This window comes from Amycolatopsis minnesotensis (assembly GCF_039529815.1).
Classification (GTDB): Bacteria; Actinomycetota; Actinomycetes; order Mycobacteriales; family Pseudonocardiaceae; genus Amycolatopsis; species Amycolatopsis minnesotensis.
Window position 1 is genome coordinate 131,581 of record NZ_BAAANN010000008.1, and the last position, 12,810, is coordinate 144,390.

Consider the following 12,810-nt stretch of genomic DNA (forward strand, 5'->3'; position numbering starts at 1 on the left):
GGGAGATGCTTGGACCGAAGGCGAGTTCGCACGCTGACACGAGTGTTACGCCGTCGCGGTTGCGGACCACGGTGACGATCAGGTGTTCCTGCCCGTCGTCACAGCTCGCCCAGGTCATACCCGTGCCTCGCCTTGCAGCAGGACCGAGTACTGGTTCTGGCGCATCCACCGGCCACAGGTCGGGCACGTGGCCATGAGCGCCGCCGGTGCGGGGAGGTGCTCGGCGGAGAGCTGCGTACGCGGGTGGAAGTCGTGGTACGGCTTCGCGTGCGCTGGTGGCTGGAGGAAGTTGACCGTCTCGTCGTTCAGCTCCCGCACCCGGTACAGGTGCGGCAGGCAGTCACCTGTGAACCATCGGGTTGCCAGGCGAAGGCTCGGCGCCGTATCCATGCTGCTGTCCGTCACGTCGCGGACGGTAGTAACCGCAGGTACGGCCTTGTGTACGGGAAGTACACATCGGCCTAGTTCACCCGGTCGTGGCGAGCCCCATTCGCCACGCCAGCCCGCGTAGCTCACGCCCAGTCGAGTCCTGACGTGTCTGACCGAGGTGTGCTCCGACCGCCTGTCGTACGAACCAGTTGTCGTGTACCTGCTGGGGAGCCAGCTTTTCAGCCTTCAGAATCGCCGCAACCCCTTCGTCTCTGTGCTGACGGCTTTCGAGCAGCCCTCGGCCGAGGTCGGTCCAGAACGATGCCTGCCGACCGCTGGAGATCGTCTCCGGGTGTACGGCCGACGCCAGCTCAGCGATGCGCGGACCCTCGCCCAGCTCGACACCGATCGACACTCGGAAGATGCCTGCGTTCGTTCGGCCGAATTGCATGATCCCGCTCGGCCACGGTGACACGTCCGGCTCGATCTGCTCCGCGATCGCTGTCGCTTCCCGAAGATGGGTTTCTGCCACGTCGTTCTGGCCCTGGGCGGCAGCGGCGAGGGCTGCCGTCAGGTTCGCCATGCCCCGTGTCTCCATCCGTTCGGGCGGCGCGGTGTCGGCGACTGCGGCAGCGAGTTCGTACTGCCGGAGCCGGTTCGACGATGAAATGAAGTGCGCGCGACCCCAGCCTGCTACTGACTGCCAGACCGGGTCGTCCAGCTCGTTCGCGACTTGTTGCATTCGTTCTGCGGCCATGGAGGGCAGCCCGGGCGCGCGAAGCCGCGCCGCCACACTGCCCGCTACGTGGTAAGCGGTGAGCAGCGGGGCGAGCGCCTGTCGAGAGGTTGCCGGATCAGCGGCGGCCGCGAGCAGGTCACGGATCAGCGGCGCGAGTTTCGCGACCTGGGTCGGGTAGTTCCCTGCGCCGTGCTTGCCCGACTTGTTGCGGGAGGCGTGGAAGGCCGCAAGGTCCGCGAGCACCTCGGGCAGCGGGCGCCCTGGCGCGGCGGGTACCTCGCCGACCCACCAGCCACCCAGCAGGTCAGCGAGGACGGCGGCGGCGTCGTGCGACTCGGACGACGTGGCGGTGATGTCCGGCTTGCGCGTCAGCTCGCTCGGCGCGACACGGAACGCATTGGCCAGCGCTTCGAGCACCTGGCGGTTGTTGACCGGCTTTTCGCCGCGCTCGATCTGACCTAGGTAGCCGTGTGAGATCCCACTCAGGTCTGCGGCCGTGCGCATGTTCAGCCCGCGCCACAGCCTGAGTTCGCGCACGCGGGAACCGATTTCGGCGTCCATGAGGGCACCCTTCTCGCGGAGTTGACCTCTCCGCGTGCCCCCGGGAGCTACCCGGGGGCGTCCCTCCGCGAAGAGGTGCACCATCCAGGGTAGCCCTACCTGAATGAGTGAAACGTGATCGGTGGCTCGGTCTGCCCGTCATCCCGCGGCCCCGCAACTACCGGTGGCGACCTTTCTCTTGTGGTAGCGAGGTTGCGACTTCGCGATCTCGATCCGCTCGACGGCGTTCGCTTCGATCTCCTCAGACATCAAACGAAGGGACAAAGCCCCGTAATGTTGCGGGGTATGAGCGCCGACCGCGAGAACGTAGGCCGCCGGGTCCGTGCCGCTCGGAAGCTCGTCGGCATGACCCAAGGACAACTCGCCCGCCACGCCAGTTTTTCCGAGTCGCTGGTCAAGAAGGTGGAGGCGGGCTCCGCGCCGCCCTCGCCCGCGTTCGTCGCGGGCTGCGCGAAGGCGCTCGGTGTCAAGGTGGCTGCTCTGTACGGAACCCTCGGCGAAGAGGTTGTGTCACAGCCGAGCGACGACGCCAATGCCGTCGCCGAGCTGCGGTCCGCGCTCGATGCTTGGGACGACCCCCGACCCGAAGGCCAGCCGGTCACCCTCGACGCGCTCGTCCAGCGGCTTGACGTGGTCTCGAAGCAGGTGCTCAGGCTCGACCACGCCGACGCCGCCTACAGCCTCGCGCGATCCTTCCACCACCTGTACGTCATCGCGGACGACAATGGGCGCGCCGGAGAACAGGCCCGCTCCGCCCTGCACGACGCGTACCGCCTGGCTGCCACGGTGGCCGGGCGCCTCCGGCAAGCCGATCTCGCGGCCATCGCCTCGGAGCGGCACGTGCAGCTCGCCGGGCGCACCGGAGAGCCCACCCGCGTCGCCATCAGCGCTTTTCATCGAACGACCCGGCACCTCCAGTACGGCGACTACCGGACCGGTCTGCGCGTACTCGATCGTGCTCGTGAGCACGTCGGCACGAGCAGTGCCGACCGAGCCGTGTCGGTGCAGCTCGACCTGCGCGCCGCCGTCCTATCCGCGCGCGCGGGTGACCAGGACGAGGCCGACGGTTATCTGGACAGGGCGCGCGCCCTGTCTGCCGAGCACGCGCTGCCCGCAGAGCCGTTCTTCGGAATCGACGCCAGCTCGACGAACATCGCGGTGCACTGGTGCGCCACGCCCGTCGAGGGATACGACGGGACCGAGGCAGTGCGCCGGGCTGGGATGACTCCCGTCGTCGACCGCAAGCGCCCGGAGCGCGTGGGGCATCACCACATCGACATGGCGCGAGCGTGGGTTTTGCACGGTGACCGAGAACACGCGCTCGGCGAGCTGAACGCCGCCCGGCAGGTAGCCCCGCGTGCGACGCGCAATCATCCTTCGGTCCGCGAAACGGTGTTCGCCCTCGCCACGCGCGACCGGCGCGCTACCGATTCCCTCGCCGAGTTCGCCCGCTGGGCAGGTATACAGCTCACCTGATCACGGTGTGGTGAGTTCGCCGGACCGGTAGGCCGCCCACAGTGCGGCGCGGCGCGGTTTGCCGCTGCTCGTCCTCGGCACCAGGCCCGGTTTCGCCCGCAGCACCACGATGCGCACGCCGTCGAGATGCGGGCGCAGCAGCGCCGTGACCTCGTCAGAGGCGTCCTGTGCGCCTGGCCGTTCCAGAACTACCACGGCTTCCGGCCTGTCACCCGCATGGCCGAGCGCGCACGCCGGCCGGTCCGGGAACGCCGTCGCGACCAGCAGTTCGAGATCCTCGGCGAACACCGCGCGCCCCCTGACCTTCACGCTGTCGCCGAACCGGCCGAGCGGGTACAACTCGCCGTCTAGCAGGAATCCCGCGTCGCCGGTGCGCACCGCGTCGCCGAAGTCCTGGCCACCGGCGTACCCCGTGCCGACGCAGTCGCCGCCGATCACGATCTCGCCGACCTCGCCATCGGGCAGCGGGCGGCCCGCATCGTCGACCACCGACACCGTGACCCCGGAAAGCGTTGTGCCGCAACCGATCACGGCGGGTTGGTCGCGGGAGTGGGACTGCGCGCGCCACCCCCTGCCGAGCGGGACGGCGGTCGCCGCGAGGGTCGCCTCGGCGAGCCCGTACGCGGGAAGCAGCGCTTCGGCGGCGAACCCGGCGGGGGAGAGCAGCGCGGCGAACCGTTCCAGTACCGCGGCGGGCACCCGCTCGGCGCCCACGATTACCGCGCGCCACGAACGCAGATCCAGCCCGCGCACCTGGTCGGGCCGCACCCGGTCGGCGATATGGGCCAGGCCGAAGGCGGGCATCGCGGTCAGCCTCGCCCCTCCGGCGTCGAAGCATTCGAGGTAGCGCACGGGCCGCCGGACGAAATCGCCCGGCGAAAGCAGCCACAGGTCACTACCGGTCACCACCGGGGCCAGCAGGCACCCGACCAGTCCCATGTCGTGGTGCACCGGCAGCCAGGACGCGGTCGGATCGGCGGGTGTCATACCGAGCCACCGCCGGATCGCGGCGAGGTTCGCGGCGAGCGCGGCACGCGACACCCGCACGCCGCGGACCTTGCCGGTGCTGCCCGAGGTGAACTGCACCAGCGCCGGGGCGTCGGGCAGCGACCGCGGCCGGACGTCCCGTTCTCCCACCACATCCGCGAATTCGCCGTCGCAGCGCACCACCGCGGGCCGCGCCGTGTCCAGCACGGTCTCCAAGTGCCGCCGGTAGCCTTCGCGGTCGCCGAACGCGCTGGGCGGCGCGACCGGGCACGCGGTGGCACCGGCGAGCCAGGTGCCGAACAAATCAGCGACGAACTCCGGCCCGCCGCGGCGGATCACGGCCACCACTGCGCCGCGCCGCACACCGGCGGCTCGCAACTCCGCCGCCGCGTCCTTCGCCCGCTGCGCCAGGGCGCGGTAGCCGTGGAACTCCCAGCCCTGTTTCGGCAGGGCGAACCGGACGCCGCGTTCGGCGGGCGGATCGGAGAGCCAGCGGAGCAGCTCCGCCCCGCTCATCGCGGACGTGCTTCGATCACCGGGAAAACCGGCGTGGACACCGCCTCGACGAGGTCGAACCCGGCGTCGTCGAGAAGGGCGCGCTGCTGGTCGATGCTGCGCGTACCGCCGGCGCTCAGGGTGAACATGAGCATGTCGAGCCGTTTCGCCATCGGAGTGGAACCGGTGTCGCTGCGGCCTGCCTCGACGATGAACACGCTGCCGTCCGGTTTCATCGCCGCCCTGATCCGGCGCAGCAGACCGGCCGCCTCCTCGGGGGACCAGCTGTACAGGATCCGCTTGAGCACGTAGGCGTCCCCGCCCTCGGGAATCGGATCGGTCCGGAAGCTGCCGCCGACCACCTCGACCCGGTCGCCGACGTGCGCGGCGGCGAACACCTCGTCCGAGTTCGCCACCACACCGGGCAGGTCGAACAGGACGCCGCGCATGCGTTTGAAGCGCCGCAGCAGATTCGCCAGCAGGCTCCCGTTGCCGCCGCCGACATCCACCACGGTGCCGAACCGGGACCAGTCCGTCGCGCGCAGGATCGCCATCAGCTCCATCGTGGTGACCCCGCTCATCACCCCGTCGAACCGCTCGCCGTCTTCGGGGTGGCGGCTCAGGTACTCCCAGATCGGGATCCCGTGCACGGCGTCGAAAGCGGGTTCGCCGGTGCGGATGGCGTGGTCGAGCCCTTCCATGCCGCGCGTGCAGGCGACCGGGGACAGGAAGACCTTGCGCGCGGAGTACGGGTGATCGGTGCGCAGCAGATCCGACATGGCGGTCTGGCCGAACACCCCCGGCTCGGTTTCGGTGAAGATCTCGCGCGAGGACAGGTAGCCGAGTGTCTTGTCCAAGGACTCTTCGTGCGTCCCGGTCTCCGCGGCCAGTTCGCCGACCGGTTTCGGCCCGTCCGCGAGCGCGTCGGCGACACCGAGCAGGCACACCGCGCGGATCGTGTACGGGAGCAGGTAGTCGCCCAGTTCCAGCAACCGGAGAATCGCGTCCGGATCGAGCGGTGTTCTTCTCGTGACCACCTGTCCAGCCTCCTCGAGTGAAGTTCGCCGTCGTGGGTTCCCCGCGGTGGTGCGGATATGCACCGGTATCGAAAGGGCGCCGGTCAGCCCTGCTCCAGGTTCGCGTCGAATTCGGCGCGCAGCCGTTTCGGCGCGAGGTGGCGCCATGCGTCGGTCAGCAGTTCCCCGACCTGTTCGGCGTCGACCTCGGGCAGGGTGACCAGGGTCCAGCCCCGCTGCCCCCACGCACCGGGGGCGGGGTGGAACGCGGCCGGGTTCTCGGCGAGCAGCTCCGCCTGCTCGTCCGGGGTGATGCGCACGGTGAGCGTGGTGTCGCCGGGCAGCGCGGCGAAGATCTTGTTGCGGATCCGGAAGTCGGCGTTCTCGAATTGCTGACTTTCCACGGTCTCCGGGAGGCTGAGCGCCAGTTTGCGGGCGTCGTCCTGGGTCGCCATCGACATTCCTTTTCGCTTCGGCCGCCGCTGCGGCGGCACGGCCAGAATTCTCGGCATATTCTGGCATGATCGGAAATTTGCCAACCGGGATCACCCGAATGCCGGATTGGTCGCTTGTGTCTGGTGTTCGCTGCCAATATTCTGGGAATTCTTCTCCGTGTTCTCCGGTGCGGCAGGCCCTGCAGGGTAACAGTGCTCGGCCGCTCACCGGCGCTGCTGACAATACTAGATACGAGGGGTTCGACATGGCTGCCGACGAAACCGAGGCCCCACCTGCCGAGACGGGGCCGCCGCCGGTGGCCGGACGGCGGCGGGCGCTCGCGCTCGTCGTCGTGTTGCTCGGCATGCTCCTCGACCTGCTCGACATCACGATCGTCAACGTGGCGCTGCCGTCCATCCAGCGCGGCCTCGGCATGGACGGGGCCGCCGTGCAGTGGGTGGTCGCCGCCTACACGCTGGCCTTCGCGGCGACACTGATCCTCGGCGGCAGGCTGGGCGACCTGTTCGGCATGCGGCGCATGTTCCTGATCGGCATCATCGCCTTCGCGACGGTGTCGGCGCTGGCAGGACTGGCGCAGAACCCCGAGCAGCTCATCGTGCTCCGGTTCCTGCAGGGTGCGGCCGGTGCGGTGATGGTGCCGCAGGTGTACTCGCTGATCCAGGTGATGTACGCGCCGCACGAACGGCCGAAGGCGTGGGCGGGGCTGAGCGCGGTGCTGGCGATCGGCACCGTCGGCGGCCCGCTCGTGGGCGCGCTGATCACCACCGCCGACATCGCGGGCCTCGGCTGGCGGGGCGTGTTCCTGGTCAACGTGCCGCTCGGCATCTTCGCCGTGGTGACCGCGCTCAAGGTGATCCCCGTGGTGCGCGGCGATTCGGCCCGCAAGCTCGACGTGCCCGCCGTGATGCTCGCGTTCGTCGCGTTGCTGTGTGTGGTTTTCCCACTGGTGCAGGGACGTGAACTCGGGTGGCCGGCATGGGTGTTCGTGATGTTCGGGGCGGGGGTGCTGCTGCTGGTGGTCTTCGTCCAGTACCAGCGCAGGCGCGCGGTGGACCCGCTGGTGCCGATGTCGCTGTTCCGGGTGCGCTCGTTCGTCGGCGGCATGCTGGTGTCGTTCTTCTTCATGGGCGGCGTGATGGCGTTCTTCCTGTTCATCACACTGCACCTGCAGCTCGGCGAAGGCTACTCGGTGCTCCGGGCGGGGTTCGCCGGTCTGCCGTGGGACGTCGCGGTGCCGCTTTTCGGTGCCCTGTCGGCGAAGTGGATCGGCCCGAAGCTGGGGCGCACGGGTATGCAGCTCGGCCTCGTGCTGCTGATCGTGACGATGCTGATCTTCATGTGGATCATCGGCACGCAGGACAACGTGAGCCTGTTCCTGCTGTGGCCGCCGATGTTCCTCGGCGGGGTCGGCATGGGCCTGGCGTTCACGCAGGTGATGGCCTACGCGCTCAACGACGTCCCGCTGGAGCACGCCGGTGCCGCCTCGGGTGTGGTCAACACCGTCTACCAGGTCGGGGTCTCGCTCGGCATCGCCGCTTGCGGCACGCTGCTGTTCGCACTGCTCGCGGGCAACGCCCAGCCCTCGGTGGATTCCGTGGAACCGGGGCTGCGGGCGAGCCTCGCCGAAGCCGGAATCTCGGGCCCGGCCGCGGACAGCGCCGTCACCGGCTTCCGGGACTGCTTCGCCGAACGGATGCGGCTGTCCGAACCGGACGCCATGCCACCGCAGTGCGTCGCGCTGCAAGAGCTGCCGCCCGGCGCCGCGGGCCCGATCGCGGCACAGGACGCCGTCGCACTCCGGGAAAGCTTCCAGGGCGCCACCGTCGGGACACTGTGGACCCAGATCGCGCTGTTCGCTGCCGCACTCGGCGCAACCTGCCTGCTACCACGCCGAGTCGAACAGCACTAGGTGCCGTGACCGGAGACTGTCGCGCCGAAAGCTGAGGTAGCCCAGGGGCGAAACGCCCTTGGGCTACCCGACCGGCGCGTGATCGGCTGATCGTGCGTCGGTTCGCGACCACACCCCGGAATCGAACACGTGATCGAGCGAACCGGGGTCACCGAGTCCACAATGGACGAACAGAGAAACGACGCTACACCAACGAAATCAGCATCCCGCGATCGAACCGGACCACAGCCAGACCGCCACCCGGGCAACGAAAGCCCGCACTTCCCGTCCAAAGCTGTCGGTAGACCGCAACTCAACACGACGAACCAACCGCGGCAGAGCACGGCCCCCGACGGCGGTGCCACCCACTGTCAACCAGCAACCGGCACCGCCGCCCAAAGAGCGCACCCCTACTCGGGTTTACGCACCACCATCACCACATATCCGAGATGATCCCGCTGGATCCGGCCCAGCTTGGGGAAGTCGTCGTCCACCTCGGAGGCGAACTCCTCGCCGTACCGGGCGACGATCGCGGGCCGGTTGCCGAGGTAGTTCTCGCCGACGTGGTCGAGGGTGGTGCGCACCTTGTCGGTGATGTCGTGCTCCTCGACGATGGTCAGCCCGGCGTCCCGCACCGTCTCGTGGTAGCGGGGGAGGTCGAACAGCGAGCTCATCATCCAGCAGGTGAACAGCAGGTCCTTGTCGTCGGTCGCCAGCGGGGACAGTTCGACGACGTCGCTGAGGATCAGGCGCCCGCCCGGCCGGAGCACTCGCTTGATCTCCCGCATCGCCGAGCCCCGGTCGGTCATGTGCGAGAAGCATTCCAGCGCCCACGCGGCGTCGAACGAGTCGTCCTCGAAGGGGAGCTTCATCGCGTCGCCGACGGAGAAGGAGACCCGGTCGGCGACCCCTCGTTCGGCGGCGAACGCGTTGGCGTGGTCGAGCTGCTTCTCGCTGACGTCGACCGCGGTGACCTCCACCGGGGCGCTTTCGGCGTACAGCACCACGGGCCTGCCGTTGCCGTAGCCGACGTCGAGGAGCCGCTGGCCCCCGGTGAGGCCGGTGACGTCGCCGATGAACCGGGTCATCCGGTCCTGCGCCTCGGTGATCGACGAAGTGTCGTTCTCCGACCACAGCCCCATGTGGATGCTGTCGCCGAAGGTCAGCCGGGTGAACTCGGTGAGGTCGTCGTAGTACGCGCCGACGTCTTCTCCGGCCTGGTCGATCGTGTCGGACATGTCGATCCTTTCCGCGGGATGAACTGCGATCTAGTGTCTTGCTTTCACCGGTGTCACGATACGCGGTGACCTCGACAGCGCGGGAGGGGAAAACTAGTATCTCGTTTCATGGCGGTTGGCGTGCTACCGAGATTCGACCCGTCCGATCCGGCCGTGTTCGACGACCCGTACCCCGCCTACGCCCGCTTGCGGGCGGAAGGCCCGCTGGCGCGCGGGCTCGGCGGCCAGTGGGTGCTCGCCGGGCACGCGGAGATTTCGGCGGTGAGCAGGGACCGCCGCATGACCAAGCTCCTGCCGCCGGGGTACTACGAGTCGCTGATGGGGATCGGCGAGGCCAGCGCGTTCCTGATCCGGATGCAGGAGCTGTTCCACAACCGGCCGGTGACCCGCCTGCTCGGCAGGGCGTTCACCGGCAGGTTCACGCCCCGGCTCACCGAATACGCGCTGACCGCCGCCCGTGGACTGCTCGCACCCGCCGTTCGCGACGGCCGCTTCGACGCCGTCCGCGACGTGGGTGTGCCGCTTCCCGTCTCCGTGGTCTGCGAGCTGTTCGGTATCCCGGAAGCGGACCGGGAACTGTTCCGCACCAGCGTGGCCGCGATGGTGGCCGCGTTCAACGACAGCGTGCTCACCACGGATCCCGAGGTGCTGGCGGCCAGGCGCGCGGCAGCGGACACGGGCGTGACCGCGCTTCGCACCTGCCTCGCCCCGCTGGTGGAACGCGCGCGGGCCAGGCCGGCTTCGGACGTCCTGTCGGTGCTGGCGGCCCACAACGACGACGGCGTCGCGCTCGCGGACGACGTGGTGATCGACAGCGTGATCATGTCCTGCTACGCCGGTTTCGAGACGGCGATGGCGATGATCACGACCGGTCTCGCCGTCCTGGCGGGCAAGCCGGGGGAGTGGGCGAAACTCCGCGCCCGGCCGGAGCTGGTGCCGACCGCGGTGGAGGAGTTCGTCCGGTACGACGCGCCCATCCAGATCGGGGTGCGCCGCGTGCTGGAGACGGTGGAGATCGGCGGCCGGTCGATCCGGCCGGGCAGGCTGCTGGTGCTGTTGCTGGGATCGGCCAACCACGACGAACGGGTATTCGCACGGCCGGCCGGACTGGACGTGACGCGCAGCCCGAACCCGCACGTCGGCTACGGCGGCGGCGCCTACGCCTGCCTGGGTGCCGCGCTGGCGCGGCTGGAGGGCGCCGTGGTGCTGCGCGCGATGCTGGAAGCGTTCACCGGCATCGCCTCCGACGGGCCGCCGGTGCGGCTGCCGCGGTTCAACTTCCGCACCTACGCCAGCGTTCCACTCGCGGTGACCGCCGAGCGGCCGCGAAACGTAACGCGATAGACGTCCAGCTCGGCTTTGAGGTGCAACCGCGGTGAATCGGCGGAGCCGATCCGTACCGGACGCAAAACGGGGGATTACGGCGAAGAACTCGTGCTGCGGCCGGATGTCGCACCGGGTTCGACCGGGCTGGGCGCGCACCTGGCCTGACGCCGCTGGATGGTCCAGTTGCGTGGTCCGGAAAGCGGGTTGTCACGGTGGAACGACCCGAGGATATTGGTCCGGGCCAGGCAGCCGCGTCTGTCGATTACACCGGACCACCGGAAATCGGGGTAATGCCGTGTCGCTCGTCAGCGTGCACAACGAGTGGGATCCGCTGGAAGAAATGATCGTGGGTATCGCGGACGGTGCCAGGGTGCCCTCCGCCGACATCGGCCTTTTCGCGCTCGACTACGCCGAGCACGAGGAGAACCAGGACGACATCCCGACCGGTCCCTACGACACGCGGATCATCGACGAGGCGAACGAGGACCTGGCGGGATTCGCAGAGCTGTTGCGCGCCGAGGGCGTGACGATCCGGCGGCCCGCCGTGACCGACCACGCGACCAGGTTCGGCACACCGGACTGGACATCCGACGGCGAATACAACTACTGCCCGCGCGACGTTCTGCTGGCGATCGGCGAAACGATCATCGAAACCCCGATGGTGCTGCGGTCCCGTTATTTCGAGCCGCACGCGTACCGCGACATTCTGCTCGAGTACTTCCGAAGCGGTTCGAACTGGATTTCGGCGCCGAAGCCCCGGCTGCCCGACGATACGTACAACATCCGGCCCCAGCGGGGTTCGGTGCTGAACAATCAGGAACCGGTGTTCGACGCGGCCAACGTGCTCCGGATCGGCCGGGACATCGCCTATCTGGTCTCCGGCAGCGGCAACGAGCTCGGTTTCCAGTGGTTGCAGCGCGTCCTCGGCGACGAGTACCGGGTTCACCCGATCACCGGCGTCTACGACGGCACGCATATCGACACCACGATCACGCTCGTCCGGCCGGGGCTCGTCGTGCTCAATCCCGAGCGGATCCGGAAGGACCAGGTGCCGCGGATCTTCAAGAACTGGGACGTCCTCTGGTGCCCGGAGAACGTGGACACCGGGTACGCGTGGCGGTATCCGCGCGCGTCGATCTGGCAGAGCGGGCTGAACTTCATCATGGTCAGGCCGGATCTCGCGGTGGTCAACGATCTCCAGCTCCCCCTGATCCGGGAGCTGGAGAAGAGGCACGTGACGGTCGCCCCGCTGCCCATGCGCCACGCGCGCACGCTCACCGGCGGGTTCCACTGCGTGTCACTGGACGTGCGGCGGACCGGGTCGCTGGAGGACTACAGCTGACCGGCGCGGCCGGAACGCCGCTACACTCCGTCCCGTGTCGCCGCTGACCGTGACGGAAGGACGGGTCGACGTTCCGTGGTCATGATCCTGCTGGCGGTCGCCAGCGCGGGCGCCTACGGCATCGCCGATTTCCTGGGCGGTACGGCTTCGCGCAAGGCGAACGTGTTCCGGGTGGTCGCGATCAGCGCGCCGGCCAGCCTGCTGGTCGAGGTCCTGCTCCTGCCGTTGCTGGGGGCGCGGTGGAACGCGGGTTCACTCGGCTGGGGCGCCGTCTCGGGCATCGCGTCCGCGTTCGCGTTCGCGCTGTTCTACTACGCGCTGGCCAGCGGGCCGATGACGATCATGGCCCCGATCACCGCGGTCGTGTCCGCGGCGCTCCCGGTCCTGGTCGGGCTCGTGGCAGGGGAACGCCTGTCCGCGGCCGGGATCGCGGGACTGCCGGTCGCCGTGTGCGCCATCGTGCTGGTGACCGTCAAACGGGATTTCGCGGTCGCGGTGGTTTCCCGCCGGGCGGTCGTGGTCGCGTTCCTGGCGGGCGCCGCGATCGCGCTGCAGCTCATCATGCTGCACCAGGCGCCGCACGACAGCGGTGTCGCACCCTTGATAGTCGGCCGCACGGTCAGCAGCCTGATCCTGCTCGGCGCGGTGGTGGCGATGCGCCGCCGGATCGGCTCCGGGCGCCCGCCGATCGTGCTGGCCGCTGCCGCCGGGTGCCTGGACTCACTGGCGAACCTGTTCTTCCTGCTGGCTTCCCGTGCCGGTCTGCTCAGCGTCAGCGCGGCGATCGTCGCGCTGTACCCGGTGGCGACGGTGGTTCTCGCCAGGGTGATGATCAAGGAACAGATCAGAGGGGTGCAGTGGCTCGGCCTGACCACGGCGGTCGTCGGTGTGGTCTTGTTGTCCCAGACCTGACCCGG

At 69.0% G+C, this 12,810-nt stretch carries 11 protein-coding genes; 5 read left to right on the top strand and 6 right to left on the bottom strand.

The window, feature by feature from the left end:
- Positions 1–114 precede the first annotated feature (114 nt).
- Together ABD256_RS12245 and ABD256_RS12250 are read right to left on the bottom strand one after the other, a co-directional pair.
- A complete protein-coding gene (locus ABD256_RS12245) occupies positions 115–405 on the bottom strand; it encodes a hypothetical protein (protein WP_344416921.1) in 291 nt (96 codons plus the stop codon).
- A gap of 61 nt (positions 406–466) precedes the next feature.
- A complete protein-coding gene (locus tag ABD256_RS12250) occupies positions 467–1,669 on the bottom strand; it encodes a helix-turn-helix domain-containing protein (RefSeq protein WP_344416923.1) in 1,203 nt (400 codons plus the stop codon).
- A gap of 285 nt (positions 1,670–1,954) precedes the next feature.
- On the opposite strand from ABD256_RS12250, the gene ABD256_RS12255 reads away from it, so the two are divergent.
- Positions 1,955–3,145, top strand: a complete 1,191-nt coding sequence (locus ABD256_RS12255) for a helix-turn-helix domain-containing protein (RefSeq protein WP_344416925.1) — start codon at positions 1,955–1,957, stop codon at positions 3,143–3,145.
- On the opposite strand, the gene ABD256_RS12260 is transcribed toward ABD256_RS12255, so the two are convergent.
- From ABD256_RS12260 to ABD256_RS12270, 3 genes are all read right to left on the bottom strand, one after another.
- A complete protein-coding gene (locus ABD256_RS12260; protein WP_344416926.1) occupies positions 3,146–4,648 on the bottom strand; it encodes an AMP-binding protein in 1,503 nt (500 codons plus the stop codon). It lies immediately after the preceding gene.
- The gene (locus ABD256_RS12265; RefSeq protein WP_344416928.1) at positions 4,645–5,664 is read right to left on the bottom strand and encodes a methyltransferase; all 1,020 of its coding nucleotides are present in this window, start codon (positions 5,662–5,664) and stop codon (positions 4,645–4,647) included. The genes ABD256_RS12260 and ABD256_RS12265 overlap by 4 nt, the downstream gene beginning before the upstream one ends.
- Positions 5,665–5,747: 83 nt before the next feature.
- Complete coding sequence (locus ABD256_RS12270; RefSeq protein WP_344416930.1) at positions 5,748–6,098, bottom strand: MmcQ/YjbR family DNA-binding protein; 351 nt, start codon at positions 6,096–6,098, stop codon at positions 5,748–5,750.
- Between the two features lie 245 nt (positions 6,099–6,343).
- Between ABD256_RS12270 and ABD256_RS12275 the strand changes: the two genes are divergently transcribed.
- A complete protein-coding gene (locus ABD256_RS12275; protein ID WP_344416932.1) occupies positions 6,344–8,008 on the top strand; it encodes an MFS transporter in 1,665 nt (554 codons plus the stop codon).
- Between the two features lie 389 nt (positions 8,009–8,397).
- Here the strand turns inward: ABD256_RS12275 and ABD256_RS12280 are convergent, their stop codons facing one another.
- A complete protein-coding gene (locus ABD256_RS12280; RefSeq protein ID WP_344416934.1) occupies positions 8,398–9,225 on the bottom strand; it encodes an SAM-dependent methyltransferase in 828 nt (275 codons plus the stop codon).
- Positions 9,226–9,333: 108 nt separating this feature from the next.
- Here ABD256_RS12280 and ABD256_RS12285 point away from each other — a divergent pair, with 108 nt between their 5' ends.
- The 3 genes from ABD256_RS12285 (at position 9,334) to ABD256_RS12295 (ending at position 12,805) form a co-directional block, all read left to right on the top strand.
- Positions 9,334–10,569, top strand: a complete 1,236-nt coding sequence (locus ABD256_RS12285) for a cytochrome P450 (RefSeq protein WP_344416936.1) — start codon at positions 9,334–9,336, stop codon at positions 10,567–10,569.
- Between the two features lie 277 nt (positions 10,570–10,846).
- Entirely contained in the window at positions 10,847–11,893 is a 1,047-nt protein-coding gene (locus tag ABD256_RS12290) for an inosamine-phosphate amidinotransferase 1 (RefSeq protein WP_344416938.1), read from the top strand.
- An 81-nt stretch (positions 11,894–11,974) separates the two neighbouring features.
- Complete coding sequence (locus ABD256_RS12295; protein WP_344416940.1) at positions 11,975–12,805, top strand: EamA family transporter; 831 nt, start codon at positions 11,975–11,977, stop codon at positions 12,803–12,805.
- Positions 12,806–12,810 lie beyond the last annotated feature (5 nt).